The organism is Shewanella amazonensis SB2B, from assembly GCF_000015245.1.
GTDB lineage: Bacteria > Pseudomonadota > Gammaproteobacteria > Enterobacterales > Shewanellaceae > Shewanella > Shewanella amazonensis.
In genome coordinates, this window is the sequence record NC_008700.1 from 2,458,253 (window position 1) to 2,482,980 (window position 24,728).

The window sequence follows — 24,728 nt, forward strand, 5'->3', positions numbered from 1 at the left end:
GGTAAAAACCATCACCACGCATGAATGGCGTACGCTAACAAAAACACCACAAAAAACTCACACGAAGACCATAAAGGACGCCTGTTACGGCACCATCGAATGAACACTGAAGACTGTTTCAAATAAAAAACGCACCCTGAGGTGCGCCTTCATATCAGTGTCACTCCAAATGCACACTAATTAACCAGTTTTGCCAATAACCAGCGACGTATCTCCATCAACTGAGCAGGTAATACGCTATGACCCATGTTGAAACTTTGCCATTCAACGTCATAACCCGCATCACGGAGTGCCTTTTGGGCCATCTGGCCTGCAAAGAGTGGCACCACCTCATCCTGCTCACCATGGTGTTGCAAGATGGGGGTCGAAGCATTGGCGGGATGGCAGTTCTCGGGCAAGGTATCGGCACCCGGCAAGTAGCATGACAGTGCCATCACGCCAGCAAGGGGCTGATGAAACCTCAAACCACAGAAAAGACTCATTACCCCACCCTGACTGAATCCGGCCAACAGGATGCGTTCACTGGGGATACCTGCTGCCATTTGCGCCTCAATCAGCGCCATTATCTGGTGCTCTGATTCAAGCACACCCGCCAAATCCGCCCTATCGTGCAAATCCATACTTTTGATGTCATACCAGGCGCGCATGATATAACCACCGTTGATGGTCACAGGCTGTTCTGGCGCATGGGGGAATATAAAGCGAATACCGGCATCCTTTGGCAGCGAAAGCGCAGGCACTATGGGGGCAAACCCAGCCCCGGAATCCCCAAGGCCATGGAGCCAAATTACCGCGTAACGCGCAGGTACCGCGGGTTCAACCACTATGGCGTCCAAAGGTGTTTGTTCTGTGTTCATCTTTTATCTCTTATCCTTTTCCAGTCCATAAAAGGCTGCTATGGCGTCCAGCTGCTCATCATCGTCCAATATCAATGTCCAACTCACGGCACCGGCATCTGCAATCAATAGTTTGGCATCGGCCAATAAACGAATATCATCCATTAACGCTCTGAGTTGCACGCCGCCGTTAAGCCTGCACAGAAGCTCTGTTTGGGCAAGGATGAGTTTACCCTGTGAGTGGCTAATGACCATCTGGCCTCCATGAGTCTGCCCGTCAACCGATATTGCGTTAATAACCATAAGGGGCCTGAATTGTATCAGCTTTCCGACACCTTGACAGACTGGATAGTAGAGACAATTGGTGAACCTGTATTGACGGTGGAGCTCAACAACCAGGGTTGGAGTAATCTGGTACTTGAAATCAATGGCCGCTGGATTGTGAGGCTCCCCAAACGACTTACAGATAGTGAGGGAAACTCGCTCACCAACCGCTATTTGATGGAAAAACAACTGCTGGAGACCTTAAGCCTCGCCATAGATAAAGACACGTCAAGCCACTTATCGGCAGCCATTCTGCCTAACGTGCACCTGGCCCCCAGGCATGTGGCGGATTGCATGCTCTACCGCAAGCTGCAGGGAAGCCCGCTGGATTGGCAAAGTGAGCAGTTGAGCACGCTTAACAACCACATGTGCACTTCACTTGCTGCTTCTATCGGCGCCTTACTTGCCAAACTTCATGCCACAGAGTTGGCACATCCGCAGTTGGTGGCCTTTCCCTATGGCGATGAGGACTTTGTTGGAAGTGTGCTTCCGGCGCTGCGCCCTTTGGTGGATGCAGACAGTTACAAAAACGCCCAAACCTACTTTATAACGATGTTGGAGACCGTCGCCACACAAGCTGAATTTTCATCAAGACTTTGCCACGGTGATTTCGGCCCGGCCAACATCCTGCTTGGCCGTGATTATCAGCTCACTGGTGTGCTTGATTTTTCGGATGTATGCCTGGGTGATCCTGCCATGGACTTTGCCCCGTTATGGCGTCGCAGTCCCAGCGAGTTTATGCACGACTTATTTTCTGCCTATCGACACACGTCAGGGGAAGACCATTGGCAATCGCTGCAGCCACAGACGCTCAATCACCGCATCCAGTTTCATGCTTTAAGAAAAGCCGCTTTCGTGGTTTGGTACGGCACGCGTTACGGCTTTGAAGATGGGATAACTGGTAGTCTTGTTTTTTTAGAAGAATATTTCAAATCACCATGATCAAAAAGTGTGATTGTGTCTGAACACTATGTGTAATGCTCTTGCATCAAAAAGCCCGGCAATTGCCGGGCTTTTATCAGAGTTATTGTGTTACTTCAGACCGCACTTATTGTCTAACCAATCAATAAGTTCTGAGTAAAACGCCATTTTATGTTCATAAAACAAAGTGTCTGAAAAGTGATCAGCGTCCACCAGCTCAACGTATTTATGATCCTTTTTCAAATCCTTGAGTTTTTCTACAAACTCACGGCTGTGGGCAACTGGCACACGTCCATCGATATCACCGTGTACCACGAGTATTGGCACATTGACTTTCTCAACCTGTGAAAGAGGTGAAACACCCGTGATTGTTGGACGTTGCAGACGGCTTAAGAACCGATTTTCGTTCAAGGTTGCATTGATTTTACTTAAATCGCTGACACCCGCTCCGGCAACAGTACACTGGTAAATGTTATTATCGCGCATTGACGCGGCGAAAGCGGCGTAACCACCATAACTCCAACCAAACATGGCCAACTTGTCCTTGGTGGCCAGTCCTTTTTCAACCAGATACATGGCAGCATCATCAAGGTCGTCCTGCATTTTCAGGCCCCAATTGTTGTCACCCGCAGTCCAGTGCTCGATACCATAACCGGTTGAACCTCGGTAGTTGGGCTGGATAACAACATAACCATTGGAAGCCAGTAATTGCGCCCAATCGTCAAATACGATTGTGTCTCGAACCCAAGGGCCACCATGTGGCAATACTACCGCAGGAAACGGTCCTTTTCCTTTTGGAAGAGTGACATATGCGTAGACTTTACGGCCATCACGGGCTTTGTAAGAGATGTATTTGACGCTACCAAGTTTTTCTTGGTCGACAAAGGGCAACTTACTGCCGATGGTTTCAATTTTACTTTTGTTTAAAACAAGGTAATAAGTCCCAGGATCCTTGTCGGATGACGCACTGACCACCATGACTGAGTCATCATTAGAACGGCTAATAATGGAAACAAACTTGCCTTCAAACAGTTTATCCAATCCATCATAAATTGCTTGTTCATTGGCATCGGTAAGATAGCGCTGAGGCCATTTTGCTGAATAACCAAATCCAACCAAGCTACCGTCTTTTTTCTGGATCACGCCATCCGCATCGACGTTTTCCAAACCGAATAGACGTTCGGAATACTGGCCCGTTTTAATGTTGTAAAGGTAGATTCCGGTTTTGTCCTGCCCTTGGTTGGCGTTGACATAAATTTCATCGGGATTTTCCTTTGAAAAGCCGATAAAGCTGTAACTTTCTCTGGATTTGGGTGAAATCTGTTTCACGAGCTTCCAGTCACTATCGCCCTTCGCTCTGGCATAAAGGTCGATGGCATTGTCTGACAAATTCCAGCCTGTCGCAGCGCGTACATCACCATCTGCATCTGAGATATAACCACCAGAAATTTTGTCACTGCCTCGAAGAACTGAGACTGTGCGACCATTATTTACGTTAAAACGGACAACATCAGGCTTGTAGTTGTTGTTCAGGTCGGTTTCAACCAGGATTTCATCCTTGTTATCAGGCAAGGTATTCAGGATAGAAAAACCTGCGCGGGGATTGTTTTGAAACGGAATTAACCAATCTCCTTTCCCATCTGCATCGGTAATTGCAAATCGGTTTACCCAATACCTTCTGGCACCATCTTTCAAGATCTGACGGAACATTACGCCAATCTTGTCATTGTTAAGCCACACGACACCCGAAACCATCATACGATTTGCTCCCAAAACGATTGGTTGGGCATCGAGTTTGCTCGTGTCGCGGATTTCAATCACATAGTCACCTTCCTTCGACGTGGCCCGGATGATGGCTACTTTGGTTCCGTCGCTTGAAACAGCAACACTGCGAATAAGAGGCGCAGTAGAAAAGGCTTCAATAGTGCTCACGGCTTGTGACTGCGCAGTCACTGGCTCCGCATAGAGTGGCTGTGATGCCATGCAGGTAACTGCGGTAAGGCTTAACAGAAACTTCTTCATTTAACCGTCCTTAATTCTGTAATTCCTTTCGAAAAAAATGGCCCCGCAGGGCCATTTTTCATCGTTTACTCATAATCATGTTCAGCATTTGTTGAACATCTATCAGAACTTAGCACCAAAGTTAACAAACACGGTGCGTGGCTGAGCATAACCTACACCCAGTGGGATGTTGGTGTTGGAGAACGAGCCGTCTGGGTCAACTTTTGGCGGAGCATCGTTGAACACGTTGCGTACACCTACACTGAACTCGTAGTTGTCCATGGTGTAGGCCAGAGACAAGTTGTGAACCCAATAGTCTTCTGTGTAGTCAACAGGACGACAAAGCAATGGGCTACCATCAGCATTGGTCATACCGGTACAGGCTACAGTGTCTTCAACAAACTTGTCACCATCAGTCTCTGGATCGTAGTCTTCTACACCAGAACCGATGAAACGAGTTTGCCAGTTAAAGCTGAAGTCTTGGTATTCCAAGCGCAGCAGTGCACTGGCACGCCACTCAGGCACGTCCGGCTCACCCAGATTGTCGTCCACTGTCCCCAATACATCGTACAGAGATTCGGTCATTTGCGTCGCCTGAATATCCAGAGACACGTCGAAGCTGTTTTCCATAACCACAAACTCTTGGCTATAGAACAGGTTGTAATCCCAACCTTTTGAGGTCAACAAACCAATGTTGATGAAGCTGGCATCGACCAAATCGATCTGACCGTTGGAGCCTCGGTCAATACGGCTACAGAAAGCTTCGTTACCATCAGCACTGTAACATTGATTGATACTGTACGCGGATGAAGGTTCAGCAATACTGTTGGTTACCTCGATATCAAAACGCGTAGCAGACAGTGTCAAATTGAAATCATCTGAGAATGGCTGTTCAACGATCAAGCCATAAGTTTTGGCTGTAGAGGTTTCTTCTGCCAAGCCTGTTGAACCACCAGTGACAACTTCTGCACTGTAATTGGAAGTGTACGGTGCAGAACCATCACCACCAAGGCCCAATGCAGTTGGATCAACACCTGCATTACGACAAGCCTGCAGAACAGATGCATCTCGATCGTCATTTGTTGGATCGTAGGAGATAGGTGCATTAGGGTTCAGAGGGTCTGAAATACGTGCATCAACCGGAACCACACAAGGATCGCTTACCGTATTAAAACCTGATGTACCATTGAGGAAACGTTCACGTAAGTTTGGAGCACGATAAGAGGTGCCTTGCGTGCCACGAACAGTTACCCACTCTACAGGTCGGTATACAGCTTTCAGGCTATATGTTGTTGCTGCGTCGTAAAAACTTTCGTCTGAGATGCGGCCAGATGCGGTAAGTGTCAGCTCTTCAACGCCAGGCATACCACGCACCAATGGGAAGTCCAATTCGGCAAAAGCTTCTTTCAGACGACGGGAACCGTCAGCACCTTGGTCAGCAAAGTAACCCCACAACAAACCATCAGCCGCTGCGGCATTTGGGTTAGACTCAATAGAATCTTCACGCCATTCCATACCGAATACGGTACTTACTGGCTCGTTGTTCCAAGGCAAGTTGAACAGATCACCACCAACGAAACCACTGATGACAGTCTGGTCAACCTTAGTCTCCATGGTACGGTCCATGAACAGATAGTTTGCTTCTGCTTCGGTCAAAGTACCGCCACCGGCTTGGAAAATGTTTGACGCAAAGAGATTAACTGGTACGCAACCGTCGCTACCATCACCACAGGTCACATTACCGTCTGCATCCATCACCGAGGTGTACAGCGAGTTCAGCAAACGCTCTTCATTGATACCAACACGTTTGTCAGTACCCTTAGAGGCACTGTGAGAAACGTAGAAATCGTAGTACCAATTGTCGAGGCCAATTGCCTCAAATACCGGCAAGTTTCCTGTTACACCGGCAACCACGCGATACTGTTCAACTTCTACTTTCGTCAGGTCACGGTCACCACGAATGTTAATAATAGGACGAACTCGCTGAGGTCCAACAGGTGCACCCAACATAGCCAAACAGTCTATTCCATTCACGCCACAAGGGTTGAATGGGTTAGATGCAGGCACCCATTCAAAGATCTGAGCACCTGGATTGAAAATGTCGGTTTCACGTTTGGCATACAAACCTTCGTAATAAAAGGTCGAATCAGAGCTATCCTGGAAGTTGTACTCGCCGTTAACCATGGCAGATACACGTTCCTGACCACTCTTATAGTCGCCGCTCTTGTAGTATTCAGACTGCTGATAGGCATACATTGGATCCTGGAAATCAAAATCCAGGAAACCATCACCGTTGCCATCAACAATACCCACATCGTTGATACCATCGCCGTTGGAGTCAGCAGCAATCCAAGAAGGCAGTAATCCTATGTATTGATTTGGAATAGTGCTTTCACTGAAGTTAGGAATACCTGTATTTGAGTAACCGGGAGTATGGTAAAGGCTTCCCCAGAAATACTGGGTAGTGATACGGTTGGTCAATGGGAAAATATTACATGTATCTTCACCATTCTGTGTCGGACCAATACCGCTGTAGCGATTGATCACACGTCCATCTTCAGTGTAGAAGAATCGTTCTTCACAACCCTTGGTAAAATCGTTACCACCAAATGATTGGGATTCTTGCTTGTTATACTCAACACCGACGGAGATAAAACCATTATCCATGGTTGTACCCCACATACCAGAAAGTTGAGTTTCCTCACCGCCCTCGCCTTTTGGCTGTGAGTAGGCAGCGTTAAACTCAAAACCCTCAACGTCTTTTTTCAAAATTACGTTGGCAACACCGGCAACAGCATCAGAACCATAAACGGTTGAAGCACCGTCAAACAGGTTTTCTACTCGCTGGATCATTACACCTGGGATCAAGTTCAGGTCAGGTGAAGTCGGCGCACCGCCTACACCAGCGGGTGCCATACGACGACCATTTACCAAAACCAGAGTACGCTCAGCTCCCAAACCACGGAAACCGATGGTTGCAGCCCCTGGACCGTTGTCCAGAACATAACCACCAAAGGTATTATCGATTTGGATACCTGAGGCCTGGTTTGTCGTCTGCAGCATCTGACCTGCGTCAAACAAACCCAGTTCGCGCGAAATGTCACCACTGATCACCTGAATAGGTGATGCTTCAGAGAATTCGGCTTTACGGATACGAGAGCCTGTAACCACCACACGCTCTTGAACTTCTTCTTCTTCCAATGAAGCTTCTACAGCGGCATCACTGTTCAACTTCGGTTCTTCTGCTGCATAAGCATTGTAAGCTACGGCTGCGGCACCAAAGATAATCGAAGTGCGCACGGCTTTCGCCAACCTGTTTGTCCTAAACATAACATTCCCCGTTAATGTTCTTCTAATGATTCTATTTACAGGCGATCGTACCGTATTAAATTGTTACTTCACGCCTGAGGTGACACTATATCTTCACATTTATTTACATGGCAACATCATTGGAAAAACATATTCATCAACAGAAAATATTAATTTAACCTTAAAGCAATAAAATGCGGCGCAAACTTGAGAATGAACACACTCACTAAAGCCACCCATCTAATTGAATTTAAAAATATAAAATAGAAAATGCCTTCAAAAAACTGACCAATCCAACCAAATTCTTCTCCTCAGAAACGCACAACTTTGTAAATATGTAGTTACACATTGTGACTACACACATCTAAATAATTGACCACAGTGGCAAAACAGCGGGTATTTTAGTGAAAGGTATTAGTAGCAATCGATTATTCGTGTTACACGCATTGAGATTGCTGCCCTGCCGGAGGTTTCACGGAGGTTTCAGAGTGGTGGCACATTATTAGCAATGCACGAGTAATAACATTATATTTACATCCATTCCACTGGGTAACATTTCACCCAGCTGCTAACATAGTCTCCGCGTACAAATAAAAAGCCGAGGCTCATTGACCTCGGCTTTTTATTAAAGAACATCCAGTATCAGTGGTGATGGCCACCGACGCCGTGGGCGTGACCATGGGCAATTTCTTCTGCGCTGGCTTCACGGGCGTCAACAATTTCGATGTCGAATGTCAGCTCACGGCCTGCCAGTGGGTGGTTGATATCCACGGTAACCATAAACTTACCCACCTTAACCACAGTCACCTGACGCTGACCCTGATCGGTGTTAATGATGGCACGCATACCGGGTTTCCATACCTTGGCACCCATCAGATGTTTGGATGGCACACGCTGCTCAGCATTTTCGATACGCTCGCCATAGGTTTCGCTGGCCGGCAGTGTCACACTGAACTTATCACCCACCTTTTTGCCTGCGATGGCATTTTCAACGCCGGGCATCATGTTGTCGTGACCGTGCAGGTAAGCGATCGGGTCGTGCCCTTCGTTGGTCTCAATTACTTCGCCTTTCTCGTCACGCAGGGTGTAGTTGAACTGCACCACCAGATCGTCTTTGATTTCCATGAATAGTCCTAGTGTCATTAATAAAAAACCGCAGGAGCTTAGCAAAGAAGCGCCAAGCCCTCCAGCCTTATTGACTGGGGAGCCCCCCTCCTGATTATCGGCTTTGAGCGCCGGGTACTATGCCGCTGTGCTCAATTTCACGAAGAATCTCGCGATTTTTCAGCGCCAATTGGCACACACCCGAGCTGATTTGATGCCTCGGACTGCAATCCACACTCCACTGACGCAGTAAATAACCGGCGAGAGCTGCACGACAACTGATGTCCAGTACACCATTTTGCATGCCGTAATCCAACTCGATGGCTTCGGGGTACTTAAGCGAGGGATGAGGGATAAGCGTCAGACAAAGCTGTCGCTGCCAGAGAGCATCGGTTTCACTGCGTTCATGCCCCACCACAGGCTCGCCAAAGCCGCCGATTGACTTAATCCGGTTAATCACAAAGTCGGTAAATTGTTGGTTGAGTCTGTCATAGGCACGCACATGCCAGCGCTGACCATTATTGACCATGGCATGAGGCACTATTTCCCGGCGGGTTTCACCGGATGAGGTAGACACATACTGCACCTTGAGCGATGCATTGGCCTGAATAGCTCGCATCACAGCAGCGACAATCTCCGGCTCGGGATGAATAAGCGCCACCGCGTCGAAACAAATTTCACTGGGATTTTTCGGATGGGACAAACCATCACCAAACCCTTGGGCAAGGCCGTGCAGAATGACTGCGGGATCGTGGGGAAACAGCGCATTAAACCCCGGTTGACGGTGATAGCGTTTGGTTTGGTGCACCAACTGCATATTATCGGGGGCAAGTTCGCGATACATCGCAAAGTCGCGGGTAGCTGCAGCAAGGCCAGTGGCGAAGCGACTGATAAGGTCCTGACGGCTGATCTCGCCAAAATACTGCAAACTGAAATCGATAAAGGCCAGTCGCTGTCGCTGACCATGGCTCAACTCTTCCAACTGCATGGGGCACTCCTTATTATGAGAATGCCCCGAAGTTACGCTTCAGCTGTTTAAGATGCAATCATTTTGAGCTGATAGATGCGACATCCAATCCCAGAGCATTAAGGGTCGCATCGTCGGCAAAACCATCAGGCACCAGTTTGTTGCGCCGTTGAAAGTCACGGATTGCAGCAGAGGTTTTGCTGCCGATAATGCCGTCTGCAGCGCCGATATCGTACCCAAGTTCAATCAGCTTTTGTTGCATGGCTTTGAGCCCATCCCGGGTTCTTCTTGGCTGCAGAGGTGGGGCAACTTTAAGCGGCTTTGCCCCGTTAATGCGGTCGGCCAGATGCCCCACCGCAAGCGCATAGAACTCTGAGCGGTTCCAACGCTGAATCACCTCAAAGTTGCTGTACCCCAAAAATGCCGGGCCTGTATGCCCCGCTGGTAAATAAAGGGCGGCGTCCATGGGCGCGGTGGGAATTGGATGACCAAATACGGTGGTTAACCCTAACGTTTGCCACTCGGCCAACGGTTTACGGTGGTCCCTGCCAAGGCTTTCATAGTCATAATGTTTTGGCAGCAGAACTTCCCTGCCCCAACGCTCGTTTCGCTGCCAACCAAGCTGCATTAAAAAGTTGGCAGCAGAGCTTAAAGCATCCTCGGTACTGTTCCACAAATCGACCTTGCCATCACCATCGCCGTCCACGGCATAGGTGAGATAGGTTGTTGGCATAAACTGCGTGTGGCCCATGGCACCGGCCCAGGAGCCGACCATGTCTTCAAATGACAATCCAAACTTATCGCCAAGCCGCAGTGCCTGCAGCAGTTCCTGGGTGAAATACTGGCTTCGGCGGGCGTCACAGGCCAGAGTCGCCAACGCATCCAGTACCGGCATCTTACCTTTGTAGCCACCAAAGTTGGTTTCAAGTCCCCAAAAAGCCAGCAGATATTGGGGTGGTACACCATACTCCTTTTGCAACTTGTTAAGCAGGGCACCGTGGGTTTTGAGCATTTTTTGCCCTTCCGATATCCGGCGTTCCGTGACTCTTTTATTGAAGTAATCGGCAAAGGTCTGGGTAAATTCGGGTTGGCTTCGGTCAAGCTCTACCACCCGCTGTAATGGTTTGACACTATCGAGTACAGCAATGCTTTGGGGGGAGATGCCAGCACTCTGGGCATCCACTTTGATATCGGCAATGCATTGCTCAAAGGTGCGCGGCTCAGCACCGGCTGAGAATGCAGTGAGAATGCTCAGTGACGAGGCCAGGATGAATGGGTACTTCAAGACGTCGACTCCTTTAGTCGTGCCTGACTAGGCCGGGTGGCAAAAGAAAAGAACTCAGGCGAGCCATCATCGTGCACCAAGGGGCGACGCAAGGCAACCGACAGGCTATTTTTCTGCAACTCTGTGGCTAAAGCCGCATCAAAATAGAGAAAATCCTTGGGTTTGCGAGACCATCGCATATAATCAAGCGAACATCTAATGCAGAGAACCAACTATGACCGACATGAATCCAAAACTCAGCAGTTTTATTGACAATATCAAAGAGTCCCAGTTGCTTTGGGGCCTGATGGATGCCGATGGCGAAGGCTGGGTAGTCTGTGATTCCAGTGAGTACGAGGACACAGACGTCATGCCTTTGTGGTCCAGCGAAGCCAATGCACAAAAGCATTGCTGTGACGAATGGGCCGATTACAAAGCCACCGCCATTTCCCTGGTCGAGTTTCTCGAGTATTGGGTTGAAGATCTGAATCACGATGGCGTACTCATCGGCGTTGACTGGGAAGCCAACGAAGATTGTATGGAAGTTGACCCTATCGATTTGGCTCAGGATCTCGCCGAGATTGAAGCCGAGTGAGCAAAGAGGTTGCACTGACAGAGACGCCTTTCGATAAGAGGCATCTCTGCTGGTTTTGCGAAGAGCCCGCTGGAGGGCTCTTTACATTTGTCAGCCCACAAACGTCAGCGGTGGCTCTCCCCGTCTGCCGTGAATGTAAACAGATTGCCAATACCCGCGAGCTCGACAGCCTTTACGAGTATCGACTCTATGTAAAAGACACCCTCCTTAAGCGTTATGCCAAACACCTGGCTATCGGCAGTAACTGGACCAGGGAAGAGCTGGAAGACTCAGGGTTTGACTGCAAAATTCTCGGCGGTTTTAAAAAAAGCGCCTGGTTTATGTACGAGGTGGCCCGTGACCGTATTAATGCACGCGGTTGGCCCCTGACGGTCAATGGACTTCCTGTTGAAGAAAGTGTGACTGACATCGGCTTTGAGCACGGTGGCCTCACCTTTTCCAGCCTCAATGCCGCAGCGCACCACTTCAGTCAGACTCAAGGCCTGGATGAAGCTTTTTTATGTGCACTGGTAAAAATCCTTGGGCGCGACCGTTTTGGGTATGCGTTAAGGCTCGCGAACCTCTATCGGGTGGCGAGCGCCAAAGAAAAAAAGCAGTTTTTGAGAGAAATCAAAGAGGATGAAGCACAGCTCTGAGTGAACCCAACACAGCTTCCTGCCATATAGGAAGTAGCCGCTGGCGGCGGAAAAAAATCCGCATATTCAGCACTGGGTAAACGCTTGCTAAGTTACGCCTTGATGACGTTGCGCAGTCTGTCCTGAACCACTTCAACCAACCTGTCGGGTTGGAACTTGGAGATAAACTGATCACAGCCCACTTTTTCCACCATGGCATTATTAAAACTGCCGCTGAGTGACGTGTTGAGGGTAATGTAGAGGTCTTTCAGGCGCGGGTCGTTTCTGACTTCAAAGGTCAACTTATAACCATCCATTTCAGGCATTTCGGCATCGGTTATCATCATCAAAAGCTCTTTGGGCACATTCATCCCTTCGTCAGCCCAGCCTTTCAATAGCTCCAGCGCCTCTCGTCCGTCACTCACCTCAAGTATTTCAATGCCCAACTGACCCAGAGTTTCCTTCACCTGTTTGCGGGCGGTGGCAGAATCGTCCACCACCAGGAGTTTGTGCCCAGGCATTTTTGCAAGCAGCGATTCATCCAACACCCCTTCAGATAAACGCACATCGTAGTGGATAATTTCGGCAAGAACTTTCTCCACATCGATGATGGAGACCAGATTTGACACCCCCTGATAGTCAAGGCGGGTAATCGCGGTGAGATAGTTATTGCGCCCGGCCGTTTTGGGCGGCGGCATTATATCGCCCCAGGTCATATTGACGATATGTTCAACCTTCCCCACCAAAAAGCCCTGCACCGAGCGGTTATATTCGGTGATGATAAGATTCGCATCGGCCTCAGCCGGCATGGGCTGAAAACCTATGGCCTGACGCAGATTAATCACTGGTATGGAAACACCCCGAATATTGGCCACACCGCTGATACTGGGATGGGAGCCCGGCATGGCATTAAGCGGGGGCAGCTTAACCACCTCTTTGACTTTAAACACATTGATGGCAAAAAGTTGTGTGGAATTCAGCCGAAACAGCAACAGCTCAAGCCGATTCTCCCCTACCAGTTGGGTACGCTGATCGACAGTTTCCAATATTTTGGCCATAAACGCGGTCTCTCGATGATGTTCTGCGGCGCCCACTATCACAAAAGAGCAGCCGGGTAATTTATTCAACACGTTAAATTATAGGCGTTTCAGTTTTCATCAACCATGCTCTGGCGCAATATTGGGGATGGATAAAGCGCCCGGAGTGATCTTTTCACACCGATTTACGTATCAGGGGATTTACCAGTTACCAGAGGAACGAATATGAATTGGCGCCTATTTCTAATCAGCATCATCATGATTTATTGGCTTTCAGCCTGCAGCAGTCAACGACTGCCGGTAATTCAGGATTTTGAAGTAACACAATACCTGGGCACCTGGCATGAAATTGCACGAATGGAAAATCGCTTCGAAAAAGGCTTAAGCCAGGTCACTGCTGAGTATCGACAGGAAGGCGACCATATCATGGTAATAAACCGCGGCTACTCGGCAGCGGAGCAGCGTTGGAAGCAGGCTGTTGGAAAAGCGCGATTTGAGGGGGCGTCTGATGAGGGACGATTGGAAGTGTCTTTCTTTGGCCCCTTTTATGGCGACTATCAAATACTGGCAGCGAGTCGAAACGCAGATGGACAATACCGCACAGCACTGGTGAGTGGCAATTCCTTCGATTACCTGTGGCTGTTATCAAGGGAACCCTCTCTCACAGACGAAGAACGGGTTTACTTTACCGATAAAATCCGGGCTCTTGGCGTCAACCCTGACACCCTTGTGTGGCTTGACGGTTCGGCTAAGTGATGGCCGCCGCTTTTTGAAACAAGCCCATACCGGCCATTGCCGGAAGCTCGCGACTCTGGCGACATTCCAATCCCAGACGCTCAAGCTCTGCTGTAAACTCACGGTGAGAAAACCGGTTTTCCATCGGATGTTCAAATAACCTGCGACTGATTGGGTTACAGATGGCAAACCGGTACAGATCCCAATACAAAAAGTAGCCGCCGGGTTTAAGCACCCTGGCCACCTCAGCCAGGGCCCCCTGCCAATCCGGCACATGATGGAACACCGCAAACTCAACAACCAAATCAAACGCCGTTTCATCAAAGGGCATCTGACAGGCATTCGCCTCGGTGAAAAAGGCCCAATCGTTTCCCTGCCAACGCTTTGCACTGAGGGCCAACATCTCTTCGTCCAAATCCATGGCGATGACTTGCCGGGCATTGAGGCGATGTTTCAGAAATTCCATGCCGTTTCCACTGCCACAGCCAATTTCCAGTGCCCGTTCCAACACTGGCAGGTCTTTGGGAAAGAGGCTTTGTAGTAGCCTGGCTTCCAATGTGGATTGGATCCAAGCCCTGCCTTTGGAAGTAACAACTGCCTTTTCATTTTGATTCAGTTTCATAGCATCTCTTCGTCATGTGATTTTGATAAATGCCCTCACTGGCAGCGCCGGTGACACTGCAAACCGGGTTTGTCGCTACGCTCAAGTGATCCCCTTGTCGCTCTATTACGTAATGTCAGCCAGAAAAGTTTACTCTGGAGCCCTTATGCAACTGGCCCTTTTTCCTTTACCCATTTGTCTGCTGCCCGGTGGTTTCACCAAACTGAGGATTTTTGAGCCCAGGTACAAGCGCCTGGTGAGCGAATCGCTTAGCTCGGGTATGGGATTTGGTCTGTGTATGTTAGGGGAAAATAACGAGCCTATGCCCGTTGCTACGCGGGTTGAAATTATTGACTTCGAAGCCCTCGATGACGGCTTACTTGGAATAAGCATCGCCGGGATAGAGCGTATCGAAATTCTTTCATGGCACAGTGAATCAGATGGATTAAAGCGGGGTGAGGCACGCATTCTCTCTCCGTGGGAGCCTAGCAAAGTAAACAAAGATCATCTGCTGCTTTCTCAAAGGCTTGAGGAGGTGATGCATGCTTTCCCTCAGCAGCAAAACCTGAATCAAACCGCTGATTTTAACGACCTCACCTGGGTATGCCAACGTTGGTTGGAACTACTGCCCATAGCGCTGGTACATAAGCAGCAGTGTTATCGACAGGACTCACCGGATATGGCGCTTGCTCTGCTGGAACAAATTATTGAAAAAGAGTGATCCGACCGTGTCCCGGCTACGTAACTTGTTTTACGCAGCCAACCTTGCTTTATGAAAACGCCAACAAACGAGCAAAAACATGCAAATTTTCAGGCAAAATCAGCACGGATCCCACTATGATAGAAGCTCGTCTCCTATCAATATCAAAGGTATGCAGGATTCAAAGCCAGATATCAGTGAAGAAACATTGCGCCACTGGTTGGTGGCGGTAGCCAATAACAGGGACAAATCGGCCTTCCGCGCCCTGTTTGATCATTTTGGCCCCAAGGTCAGATCCTTTGGGCTGTCGCGTCTTTCGCAACAAGGTCTCGCAATGGACTTGGTGCAGGAAACCCTCACCACGGTATGGACCAAAGCGCATCTTTTCGATACCGATCGGGGAAATGTCAGTACCTGGGTGTACGCCATCATGCGAAATCAGTGTTTTGACATGCTCAGACGGGTCCAACACAACCGGGAAGATGCCTTTGGTGACGACATTTGGCCTTTATTCGATGTCGATACCCATGCGGGCGACCATGGCGACCATAAGTTGGACGCATTGCTTAACCAATATCTTTCAAAGCTACCCAAGCTCCAACGTGAGGTGGTTCAAGGCATATATCTTCAGGAACTCAGCCAACAGGAACTGGCCGACCGACTCGGCGTTCCCTTGGGTACCATCAAGTCCAGATTGCGCCTGGGCCTTGAGAAACTGAAAAGCCTGCTGGAGAAACATCATGATTAAACATCACCCCAGCGACGAGATGTTGCTTACCCATGCTGCCGGCGAAACTGTGCTTGGTCTGGCGATTGCGCTCAGCGCACACTGTGAACTTTGCCCCACCTGCGCAGCAAAAGTGGAGCATTTTCAGCATAAATTGGCTATGCATCACCTGCCCCTTCCCGACCAAACAAGCGAGGCTGCACCCAGTGGTGTAATCAGTAAAAGTGCGTCTGAGGGGCACATTGACCAATCAGGTGTATCCGCTTTGGATAGCGCTTGGGATATCTCTTGGGAAAGTCAGGATAACAGCCTTGACTCACTCTTTGACGCCATTACTGCCACTCCGGCAGCAAATGCTGCGCAGATATCCGCAACCGCCGGCAATGCTGTCTTGCTGGCAACGGAGGTGAAGGGTGTCAGTTATTCCTTGCCTAAAGCATTCAGGCCTTTTATTGCAAACCCTGCGCTGGCTTCCTCCTGGAGTGGTATTGGTCAGGTAAGCCGTATGCGTTTGGATACCCGGGACGGTAAAGCCAGATCCAGCCTGCTGCACATCGCCGCTGGCGGCGAAATTCCAGAACACACTCATAAGGGGCAGGAAATCACCCTGCTGCTTCATGGCCACTTCAGCGATGAAATGGGAGACTATGCACCGGGAGACTTTATGGTGACCGATACCCGCCACCAACACACGCCCAAGACACTTGATGGCTGTCTGTGTTACACAGTGGTCGATGCACCGCTGCACTTCACCAAGGGATTATCCAAGCTGCTTAATCCCATAGGAGAGCTGATTTACTGATACAGTCAGCGCACTATTGGCGACCAATAATAAAGCGGGCAAAAGCCCGCTTTATTGTTTGACCGATAAAATCAGCCATAAAACCAGTAACACACACCAATCGCAGCCAGGATCCCCGCCAAGTCGGCAACCAGAGCACAGCCCACAGCATGGCGACTGTATTTGATCCCAACAGCGCCAAAATACACTGCCAGCACATAAAAGGTCGTTTCGGTGGAGCCCTGAAGTACTGCCGCCAGTCGTCCGGCAAAGGAGTCCACGCCATGATGGGCCATGGTCTCCAGCATCATTGCCCTGGCGCCACTGCCACTGAACGGTTTCATCAGCGCCGTGGGCATGGCATCCACAAACCGGGTATCACCGCCCAGGGCATTTACCATGGCGGCCAGCAAAGATAACAGATAATCCAGTGCCCCCGATGCACGTAACAGCCCAATTGCCAGCAGCATGGCCAGCAGAAAAGGAATCAGCTTAATCGCCTGCGCAAAACCTTCTTTTGCACCTTCAACAAACTCATCGTAAATAGCCACCCGTCGCCAGGCAGCGCCGAGAATAAACAAAAATACCAGCATCAACAGCACGCCATTGCCGATGACACCGGACACCCTGGCAATCTCGTCAGCGGCGAGCGTTGCAAGATAGAACACCAGTGCCGACAAACTGCCTAAAATCAAAGCCCCGTAGCCGAGCACCACCAGAGAGAACAACGCCAGCCGTTGCACCAGGGCCACCGCCAATAAGCCCGCCAGAGTCGAAGCCGTTGTAGCGAGTAAAATGGGTAAAAATACATCGGCTGGGGACGCCGCCCCCTGTTGCGCCCGGTATAAAAACACGGTGACTGGAACAAGAGTCACCGAGGAGGTATTGAGCACCAGAAACAAGATCTGGGCATTGCTCGCCGTTTCTTTATTGGGATTGACACTGTGCAAATCCTGCATGGCTTTCAGCCCCAATGGAGTGGCGGCATTATCCAGGCCCAATACATTGGCGGTGAGATTCATGGTAACGCTGCCAAAGGCCTTGTGACCGCGGGGAACCTCAGGCATAAGTTTGCAAAGCAAAGGCTCTGTGCATCGCGCAAGCAGAGAAACCATGCCGGCTTTTTCACCCACTCTCATCAAGCCCATCCAAAGAGCAAGCACCCCTATCAACCCCAGCGCAATCTCAGCCGCCAGTTTGGCGCTGGCAAACAATCCTTCAACCGAAGCGGCAAGGACCGCAGTATCGCCCTGAAACAACCTCAGCAGAATTGCCAGAAGGCTTACCGCAAAAAATACCAGCCATACCCGATTCAGCACACCTTGTCCCCCAATTCCTCCGGCCACTGACGAGGGATTTCTGATATACTCCCGCCATTCGCTTTAAGCTATGTCGCGTTATGGTTCAATTAAATCAAAAATTTATCAATAGCATTGCGCAAGAAATGCCGCCACATCTGTCTATGGATGATTTCGTCCACTATTGTGGCTTGCCCCTGCGCCTGTCTATCCGGGTCAATACCCTGAAAATCACATCGGACGCGCTTCGTGCCATACTTGAGCCCCGTGGCTGGCAATTTGAACCAGTGCCCTGGTGTGAAGACGGTTTTTGGGTAACAGTGCCCGACGACTGCCAGCCGGGCAATTTAACCGAGCACTATCAGGGCCTGTTTTACATTCAGGAAGCCAGTTCCATGATGCCGCCTTGCGCACTGTTTATGGACAAAGAGCCAAGGCAACTCTTGCTGGACGTAGCATCGGCTCCTGGCTCAAAAACCACCCAGCTGGCCGCACTGATGCACAATCAGGGGCTTATCATCGCCAACGAGTATTCGGCGTCCCGCACCAAGGCATTACACGCCAATTTACAGCGAATGGGTGTTGCCAATGTGGCCATCACCCAATTTGATGGCAGGGTTTTTGGGGCGCATTTATACGAGACGCTGGATGCGATTCAACTGGATGCCCCCTGCAGTGGCGAAGGCACGGTTCGTAAGGATCCCTTGAGTCTCAAAAACTGGTGTCCTGACGAAATTGAAGCCATTGCGGAACTGCAGCGTGACTTGATTGACTCTGCTTTTCAGGCACTGAAACCCGGTGGTGTGCTGGTGTACTCAACCTGCACATTGAACCGCCGCGAGAATGAAGACGTTTGCCACTTTTTAAAAGAGCGCTACGGCGATGCTGTGGTCTTTGAATCCCTGAATGACCTTTTTAAAGGTGCAGACAAGGCACTCACGGAAGAGGGCTTTTTACACATCTGGCCGCAAATTTACGACAGCGAAGGCTTTTTTGTCGCCCGTATTCGAAAAACCGCCAGCGTAGCAAGAAATACGGACGACCCCAGGTTTGTGAGCAAGTTTCCTTTTGTTGCAGCCAACCGCAAAGAGCTAAGCGCCCTTGAAGAGGCGATGTTGGCCTTGGGTGTGTCTCTGCCGGAAGATGCTGTGATAGTGACCCGGGATGGCGAGTTTTGGTTAATGCCGGCGCCCTTAGACGGCCTGCTCACTAAAATGCGTTTTCAACGGATTGGCATACGGCTGGCAGAAACGCAAAAGCACGGCATCAAGGTCCGCCATGAAGCAGTGATGGCGCTGCCTTGCAATCAGATGCTGTCAATTGAACCTGAGGCGGCAAAGCAGTATCTGATGGGGCGAGATATCGCGCTGGATAACGCAGGGAAGGCGCAGGGCGAAAAAATTCTTTCACTGCATGGTGCACCGCTGGGCATTGCCAAGCATCTGGGAAATAAGCTTAAAAATAGCTTGCCGAGGGATCTTTGCCGCGACAACGTGCAGAACTGAAATCTTTAACCGCATGCTGTGTGGCTGCGGTGAAAAATTTTTGCTTAAAATTTCAGCAAACGCTGAAATGCTGTTCTACACTCAGTGACAGTGTTCTTTAATCCCCTTTTGCGACCGAATAGCGCACGGCTCTTTATGAGCCATTCCCCTGGGCCCAAAACAATTGGAATAGTTTTGGGCCTTTTTTTATCTGCCAATCAGCGACCAGCCAAACGGGCAGCATCCTTAAAGAGGGTAAAGAAGTTATTCGTGGTGAACTCAGCAAGTTCGGGGAATTTTTCACCACGCAGTTCTGCCACAAATTCAGCGACATCGCGAACATAGGCGGGTTGGTTTTCCTGACCACGATGAGGAACCGGTGCCAAATAAGGTGAGTCAGTTTCAACCAGCAGACGGTCCTTGGGTACCTTGCGGATTACGTCCCTGAGCTCGGCAGCATTTTTGAAGGTCACTATCCCGGATACCGAAATATAAAAGCCCAGATCCATGGCTGCCTTGGCCATTTCCCAGTTTTCGGTAAAACAATGCAGCACCCCACCCACGGTATCGGCACCGCCCTCTTTCAGGAGTCTGATGGTATCTTCGCGGGCATCCCGGGTATGAACAATCAGTGGCTTATTAACATCACGGGCCAGCGCGATTTGCTGCTCAAAACACTGCATTTGCAACTCGCGACTGTCATCGGCGTAATAGTAATCCAAGCCGGTTTCACCAATAGCCACCACCCGGGGATGGGCCGCAAACTCTTTGAGCTCGTTCAGATCCAGGCCTTCTTTTACATCCAATGGATGCACGCCACTGGACAGAAACACATTGTCAAATTGCTCGACCCTGGCACACATGGATTCAAATCCCTTCTGACGGACGTTGACACAGAGCACATAGTCAACACCCCTCTCCTTGGCGCCTTTGAGCATATCTGCCAAAGACGCATCACAGGGGGCGGCTTTTAATCTGTCGAGGTGACAATGGGAATCGATAAGCAAAGTGAGGATCCTGCCAATAGTGAAAAAGATGGCAAGGATAGCGGCCTACATGGTACAGGTCAAATCGGCGGACGCGAGCTCTCTGGAAAGCAGATTTTCGATATGATGCTTGTGGGTATCGGCATCGGAAACGATTTTGAGACCAACGCCGGGAGGACGACCACCGGAGGCTCCGACAGGGTTTATCCAAACCACTATGCCCTTGAGTTGATGCACCGTGGTGGCACCCGGGAGTCGATAAGCCACTGTCATTTCCTGCCCAAGAAAATGGCTTTCGCTGGTGGAAACAAAGAGCCCCGCCGGCTTGATAAAAGGCATATAGGCACGATACAGCTGATGCAGGGTATCGAAGTTAACCACCAGATCTACCATAGGCTAGTTTTCTTTTATTCTCTGATATTCTGAAACAATCTTTTGACATAGTGCCAGATAATTGACGCTCGGCATAGTACTTAACGTATGACAAACGCTCATAACTTCACCAGCCAATCCTGCCAGCCGTGATGCCAAAAGCGGATCCTCTTTTGCTGCTGCAGCGAGGTAGGCCATCAATTCAACGTACAAAACCTTAAGAGCATCAGTTATTTGGTCTTCGGCAATTTCTTTCAAGCTAGCACACAGATGGCCCGTCGACAAACTGCTTCGCCAATCTTTTCTGATGTTTTCAAGTACGCTTATGTAATTGTTTTGCAAGTACTCTGCCAATTTGATGGGGCCACCCACCACAGGCAAACACCAGAGAGCGTCTGTGCCAAGCCCCTGCTGAGCCAGCCAGGCCGCGATCTGGCGTTGGTTAGGTGCCACAAACGCCAACTTTTGACAGCGACTCTGCAAGGTGGGAAGCAAGCGTGCAGGCGTGTTACTGTGCAATAAAATCAGGGTGTTGGCACCTGGCTCTTCCAGGGTTTTCAACAGCGCATTGGCAGACGCGGTATTCATGCGCTCAGCCGCTTCAATGATGGCTACCCGCCTGCCACCTTGCTGGGCGGTGCTCGAAAGACGGGCAATGAGTTCACGGATTTGATCGATTTTAATTTGAGTCCCATCGGCTTTGATGGGGTAAAAATCCGGATGATTTCCCGCACTGAATAACTGACAGCTTTTACATTGGCCACAGGGTCCAGACACATTGGGAGAGGTGCAGAGTGCTGTTTGGGCAAGTTGATTAACCAGCATCGATGCGCCCAGCCCTTCATCCACACCCACCAACACCGCATGGGGCATGCGCCCGGCGGTTAGCAGCGCCGTAAAATCGGCCAAAGGCTGGGAAAGCCAGGGAATGGCAGTCATAGGTCTCCTTGCCCTCTACAGGGCTGTGCTTAAGCAGGCAAGAATGTCCTTGTGTACCTCGTTAAGCGGCTTGGAAGCGTCAATTACCACTATGGAGCTGTCATCCCTCGCCTGAGCAAGAAAGGTCGCTCGTGCGCGGTGAAAAAAGTCAATTTCCTGTTGCTCTATCCTGTCCAGAGCGCCGCGACGGGCAGCGCGCTCCAGTCCCAGCAAGGGATCTATATCGAGATAAAGCGTCAGATCCGGCTTAAATCCGCCCAGGGTGGCGTCACTGATGGTTTTGACCAAAGACATCAACCCGCGGCCACCGCCCTGATAAGCGATGGACGATAGATTGTGTCTGTCTCCCAGTACCCAACGACCCGATGCCAGCGAGGGCTTGATGACGTTTGCCACCAACTGAGCACGGGCCGCGTAAAACAGCAAACATTCGGCCTCATCACAGAGAGGATCGCCAGGCTCGGCATTTTTCACAAGGTCGCGGATTTTTTCCGCCAGCGGCGTGCCACCGGGCTCCCGTGTGCACACTGGTGCCATGCCGGTGTGCTTCTCGATAAAGTCATGTACCAGTGTGATGGCACTGGACTTACCTGCGCCTTCAAGCCCCTCAATCACAATGAATTTACCGGGATTCTGCGTCATTTTTGTTTTCTCTGAAATTGGTTTACTGCGCGATTGTGTTCAGCGAGTGTGCGGGAAAATACGTGGCTGCCATCGTTTCTGGACACAAAGTAAAGATAATCTGATTGTGCCGGTTGTGCCGCCGCCATCAAGGCTTCACGTCCGGGTGCCGCAATAGGCGTAGGTGGCAGTCCTTGAATGCGATAGGTGTTGAAGGGCGTATCCTCACGCAGATCTTTACGGGTGATATTGCCGTTAAAGCGCGTTCCCATGCCATAAATCACCGTGGGGTCTGTCTGCAGTCGCATTCCCTTTCGCAGCCGGTTGATAAACACCGCAGCAATCAAGGGGCGCTCCTCGGCCTTGCCGGTCTCTTTCTCTATAATGGACGCCAGGATAAGCAGCTCATAGGCGCTCGCCAGAGGTAAATCGGGAGCTCTGACCTGCCAGGCCGCTGCCAGCTCTTGCTGCATCTTCAGGTAGCTCTGGGTAAGCAGCGTTTCCACATCCTGGTTGGCAGGATAGCTGTAGGTATCGGGAAAAAATTTCCCTTCCGGCAATCCGGAATCATCACCGTTCGCCTTGAGAACCTTATGGAAAACATCCGCGTCCCAATTCAGCCTGGGGGCAGTTTCCAGCTTAGCCTGCCATTCCCGCAGCGTTTGGCCTTCAACCAAAGTGATTGCGAAGTCCTTCACTTTACCGCTGATGAGCTTTTCAAGCAGTGACTTGACCGTGTCGCCTGGGGTGATTTCGTACAACCCCTGACGAATGCCCGCCATGGCGGGATTTAATCGCAGATACCAATCGTAATGCCATGAGCCTTCAAGGAGTCCCTGCTCAACCAACTCTTTGCCCAATGCGCGGGCATTGGTTCCCCGATTGAGTTCCAGCTCCCTCGCCTGCTCAAGCATCAGAGGCCTGTTGGCAAAGGTTTCAAGCTCTTTCATACCCCATAACGCCGTAGCGGCGCCGAGCAAAGTCAGGGACATAATCGCCCCAACTATCCCAATGAGAATTCTCTTCATAAATTCAATTCCAGCGCATCGCGAATGCTCTGGCTTTCAGTAAAAACCTGATAATGAAAGTTATCGATACGCACCACATCCACCAGCCCAAGCAAACTGTTGCACATGATGACAGCCTGCGCCTTTACCAACATATCTGGGTCAAGCTTATCGGCCACCACCCTGTAGCCTCGTTCCAGCAAGGCGTGAATTATCTGCTCGCGCATCACGCCCGAGACACCGGCAAAGGCATGATAAGGCGTGTATGCGGTACCACCTGTGATAAAAATCAGGTTGGCCATGGACGCTTCTATCAGGGCGCCATCCGTGTCTGACACCAGAAAATCCTGTGCCCAGTCCGGCATCTGCTGAGTGCGAATAAGCACCTGCTCAAGACGATTAAGATGTTTCATTCCCGCAAGCTTTGGCTGTTTGGCCAGCTGCAGTTCACTGGAGAAGAGGCAAATGCCTTTACGTTGCCACTCGCGGTAATGGGCCGGAACATCAAAGGCGCTCAGTACGGCTATGGGGCTCGCGTCATCGGGTGCCTGATAGCCGCGGCCACCGGGTCCGCGGCTGATAAGGAGCTTCAGGCCTCTCGGGGTTTGCTGGTTAGCTTGGGCCTTCGCGGCCAGCACGAGCCTACTCTTTATATCCTTGAGATCCAGCACAAAGCCCAGACGGCACGCGCCCTGGTGTAAGCGAGATAAGTGGGTATCGAGAAAAGCGACGTCCCCTGTGGGTGTCAGCGCCATGGTGGCAAAAAGGCCATCGCCATAGGCGAGGCCTCTGTCCATTGGGGAAATGCTCTGAGCATGTGCGGACTCAGTAGACTCCAGGGTTAAATCGAGCCAGTTGAGCCTGGCAGTCGCCTTGCCCTTACCGCTTTCCATGGTCAAGATGGCCATGGGCAGACTCAGGAGTCCTGGCTGATGCGGCTGGCCACCGCTTCCTGCTGATCCTTGTACTTGGCGTTTTTACGCTTGTTATAGGGGCGGGACACGGGGCCGCTCAAACGTTCAAAGTTAAGCGCACCTATGGTCATGCCAGGTCGCAGCGCCAGCGGCAACTTACCACTGTTGTAGAATTCGAGCACGATTTTACCCTGCCAGCCCGGGTCGATACGGTGGGCAGTTACGTGGACCATCAAACCTAAGCGAGCCAGGGATGAACGGCCATCGAGCCAACCCACGATATCCGCCGGCAGAGTCACACTTTCCAGGGTCACGGCAAGCGCCAGTTCCCCCGGGTGTAGGAAAAAAGCATTGCCGTCTTTGATATCAATCTTGTCGCTCATGACCCGGTCCAGCGCCGCCTGCACCTCGGCACTGGGTCCGCTCAGATCGATAAAGGGTGCCGTGTGATCCTGAAATACCCGAAATTGGTTCCCCAGGCGCACATCCACACTGACGCCGCTGATAGCATCATTGCTTGGCCGAGGCTCAATAAGGATGGTTCCGGCGTCGAGGGCCTGCTCAATTTCAAAGTCTGTCAATCGCATCTTG

25 protein-coding genes are annotated in these 24,728 nt (G+C 50.5%); 8 read left to right on the forward strand and 17 right to left on the reverse strand.

From position 1 onward, the window contains the following. Nucleotides 1-176: 176 nt before the first annotated feature. Both SAMA_RS10550 and SAMA_RS10555 read right to left on the reverse strand, forming a co-directional pair. On the reverse strand, nt 177-857 hold the full coding sequence (locus tag SAMA_RS10550) for an alpha/beta hydrolase (protein WP_011760135.1): 681 nt from the start codon (nt 855-857) through the stop codon (nt 177-179). A 3-nt stretch (nt 858-860) separates the two neighbouring features. Then, on the reverse strand, nt 861-1,091 hold the full coding sequence (locus SAMA_RS10555) for a DUF3389 family protein (protein ID WP_011760136.1): 231 nt from the start codon (nt 1,089-1,091) through the stop codon (nt 861-863). A gap of 60 nt (nt 1,092-1,151) precedes the next feature. Between SAMA_RS10555 and SAMA_RS10560 the strand changes: the two genes are divergently transcribed. Then, a complete protein-coding gene (locus SAMA_RS10560) occupies nt 1,152-2,102 on the forward strand; it encodes a phosphotransferase family protein (protein WP_041409817.1) in 951 nt (316 codons plus the stop codon). A gap of 90 nt (nt 2,103-2,192) precedes the next feature. Here the strand turns inward: SAMA_RS10560 and SAMA_RS10565 are convergent, their stop codons facing one another. The 5 genes from SAMA_RS10565 to SAMA_RS10585 all read right to left on the reverse strand — a co-directional run bounded on the left by SAMA_RS10565 (nt 2,193) and on the right by SAMA_RS10585 (nt 10,747). Beyond that, nucleotides 2,193-4,103, reverse strand: coding sequence for an alpha/beta hydrolase family protein (locus SAMA_RS10565; protein WP_011760138.1), 1,911 nt, complete (start codon nt 4,101-4,103; stop codon nt 2,193-2,195). Nucleotides 4,104-4,205: 102 nt separating this feature from the next. Next, complete coding sequence (locus tag SAMA_RS10570; protein WP_232280483.1) at nt 4,206-7,394, reverse strand: TonB-dependent receptor domain-containing protein; 3,189 nt, start codon at nt 7,392-7,394, stop codon at nt 4,206-4,208. A 639-nt stretch (nt 7,395-8,033) separates the two neighbouring features. Beyond that, nucleotides 8,034-8,516: an FKBP-type peptidyl-prolyl cis-trans isomerase gene (locus SAMA_RS10575; protein WP_011760140.1), complete on the reverse strand. Its 483-nt coding sequence runs from the start codon at nt 8,514-8,516 to the stop codon at nt 8,034-8,036. Nucleotides 8,517-8,610: 94 nt separating this feature from the next. Then, a complete protein-coding gene (locus tag SAMA_RS10580) occupies nt 8,611-9,483 on the reverse strand; it encodes a WYL domain-containing protein (RefSeq protein WP_011760141.1) in 873 nt (290 codons plus the stop codon). A 58-nt stretch (nt 9,484-9,541) separates the two neighbouring features. Further along, entirely contained in the window at nt 9,542-10,747 is a 1,206-nt protein-coding gene (locus tag SAMA_RS10585; RefSeq protein WP_011760142.1) for a lytic murein transglycosylase, read from the reverse strand. A 214-nt stretch (nt 10,748-10,961) separates the two neighbouring features. On the opposite strand from SAMA_RS10585, the gene SAMA_RS10590 reads away from it, so the two are divergent. Both SAMA_RS10590 and SAMA_RS10595 read left to right on the forward strand, forming a co-directional pair. Then, on the forward strand, nt 10,962-11,321 hold the full coding sequence (locus tag SAMA_RS10590; RefSeq protein ID WP_011760143.1) for a DUF2750 domain-containing protein: 360 nt from the start codon (nt 10,962-10,964) through the stop codon (nt 11,319-11,321). Beyond that, nucleotides 11,318-11,956, forward strand: a complete 639-nt coding sequence (locus SAMA_RS10595; protein WP_011760144.1) for a hypothetical protein — start codon at nt 11,318-11,320, stop codon at nt 11,954-11,956. The genes SAMA_RS10590 and SAMA_RS10595 overlap by 4 nt, the downstream gene beginning before the upstream one ends. A gap of 92 nt (nt 11,957-12,048) precedes the next feature. Here the strand turns inward: SAMA_RS10595 and SAMA_RS10600 are convergent, their stop codons facing one another. Then, nucleotides 12,049-12,993, reverse strand: coding sequence for a chemotaxis protein CheV (locus SAMA_RS10600; protein WP_041409818.1), 945 nt, complete (start codon nt 12,991-12,993; stop codon nt 12,049-12,051). Between the two features lie 204 nt (nt 12,994-13,197). On the opposite strand from SAMA_RS10600, the gene SAMA_RS10605 reads away from it, so the two are divergent. Next, nucleotides 13,198-13,728, forward strand: coding sequence for a lipocalin family protein (locus SAMA_RS10605; RefSeq protein WP_011760146.1), 531 nt, complete (start codon nt 13,198-13,200; stop codon nt 13,726-13,728). Here the strand turns inward: SAMA_RS10605 and SAMA_RS10610 are convergent. Next, on the reverse strand, nt 13,721-14,329 hold the full coding sequence (locus tag SAMA_RS10610) for a class I SAM-dependent methyltransferase (protein ID WP_011760147.1): 609 nt from the start codon (nt 14,327-14,329) through the stop codon (nt 13,721-13,723). The genes SAMA_RS10605 and SAMA_RS10610 overlap by 8 nt on opposite strands. Before the next feature lie 145 nt (nt 14,330-14,474). Between SAMA_RS10610 and SAMA_RS10615 the strand changes: the two genes are divergently transcribed. The 3 genes from SAMA_RS10615 to SAMA_RS10625 all read left to right on the forward strand — a co-directional run bounded on the left by SAMA_RS10615 (nt 14,475) and on the right by SAMA_RS10625 (nt 16,537). Next, nucleotides 14,475-15,029, forward strand: coding sequence for an LON peptidase substrate-binding domain-containing protein (locus tag SAMA_RS10615; protein ID WP_011760148.1), 555 nt, complete (start codon nt 14,475-14,477; stop codon nt 15,027-15,029). A 79-nt stretch (nt 15,030-15,108) separates the two neighbouring features. After that, entirely contained in the window at nt 15,109-15,756 is a 648-nt protein-coding gene (locus SAMA_RS10620; protein WP_011760149.1) for a sigma-70 family RNA polymerase sigma factor, read from the forward strand. Beyond that, a complete protein-coding gene (locus SAMA_RS10625; RefSeq protein ID WP_011760150.1) occupies nt 15,749-16,537 on the forward strand; it encodes a ChrR family anti-sigma-E factor in 789 nt (262 codons plus the stop codon). The genes SAMA_RS10620 and SAMA_RS10625 overlap by 8 nt, the downstream gene beginning before the upstream one ends. A 71-nt stretch (nt 16,538-16,608) precedes the next feature. Here the strand turns inward: SAMA_RS10625 and SAMA_RS10630 are convergent, their stop codons facing one another. After that, nucleotides 16,609-17,835, reverse strand: coding sequence for a nucleoside recognition domain-containing protein (locus SAMA_RS10630; protein WP_011760151.1), 1,227 nt, complete (start codon nt 17,833-17,835; stop codon nt 16,609-16,611). Between the two features lie 80 nt (nt 17,836-17,915). On the opposite strand from SAMA_RS10630, the gene rsmF reads away from it, so the two are divergent. Further along, complete coding sequence (gene rsmF / locus SAMA_RS10635) at nt 17,916-19,319, forward strand: 16S rRNA (cytosine(1407)-C(5))-methyltransferase RsmF (RefSeq protein WP_011760152.1); 1,404 nt, start codon at nt 17,916-17,918, stop codon at nt 19,317-19,319. Nucleotides 19,320-19,516: 197 nt separating this feature from the next. On the opposite strand, the gene SAMA_RS10640 is transcribed toward rsmF, so the two are convergent. From SAMA_RS10640 to dcd, 7 genes are read right to left on the reverse strand one after another with little or no spacing between them, the layout of a single operon-like run. After that, nucleotides 19,517-20,305 carry a TatD family hydrolase gene (locus SAMA_RS10640; protein ID WP_011760153.1) on the reverse strand — a complete coding sequence of 263 codons (789 nt, stop codon included), beginning with the start codon at nt 20,303-20,305 and terminating at the stop codon, nt 19,517-19,519. A gap of 45 nt (nt 20,306-20,350) precedes the next feature. After that, nucleotides 20,351-20,677 (reverse strand): PilZ domain-containing protein, encoded by a 327-nt coding sequence (locus SAMA_RS10645; RefSeq protein WP_011760154.1) that lies wholly within the window; start codon nt 20,675-20,677, stop codon nt 20,351-20,353. Nucleotides 20,678-20,680: 3 nt separating this feature from the next. Beyond that, on the reverse strand, nt 20,681-21,595 hold the full coding sequence (gene holB / locus SAMA_RS10650) for a DNA polymerase III subunit delta' (protein WP_011760155.1): 915 nt from the start codon (nt 21,593-21,595) through the stop codon (nt 20,681-20,683). Between the two features lie 15 nt (nt 21,596-21,610). Next, nucleotides 21,611-22,237: a dTMP kinase gene (gene tmk, locus SAMA_RS10655; RefSeq protein WP_011760156.1), complete on the reverse strand. Its 627-nt coding sequence runs from the start codon at nt 22,235-22,237 to the stop codon at nt 21,611-21,613. After that, nucleotides 22,234-23,244, reverse strand: coding sequence for an endolytic transglycosylase MltG (gene mltG, locus SAMA_RS10660; RefSeq protein ID WP_041409819.1), 1,011 nt, complete (start codon nt 23,242-23,244; stop codon nt 22,234-22,236). Before mltG ends, tmk begins: the two co-directional genes overlap by 4 nt. Then, nucleotides 23,241-24,131, reverse strand: coding sequence for an aminodeoxychorismate lyase (gene pabC, locus SAMA_RS10665; RefSeq protein WP_011760158.1), 891 nt, complete (start codon nt 24,129-24,131; stop codon nt 23,241-23,243). Before pabC ends, mltG begins: the two co-directional genes overlap by 4 nt. Nucleotides 24,132-24,139: 8 nt before the next feature. After that, nucleotides 24,140-24,724: a dCTP deaminase gene (gene dcd / locus SAMA_RS10670; RefSeq protein ID WP_011760159.1), complete on the reverse strand. Its 585-nt coding sequence runs from the start codon at nt 24,722-24,724 to the stop codon at nt 24,140-24,142. Nucleotides 24,725-24,728 lie beyond the last annotated feature (4 nt).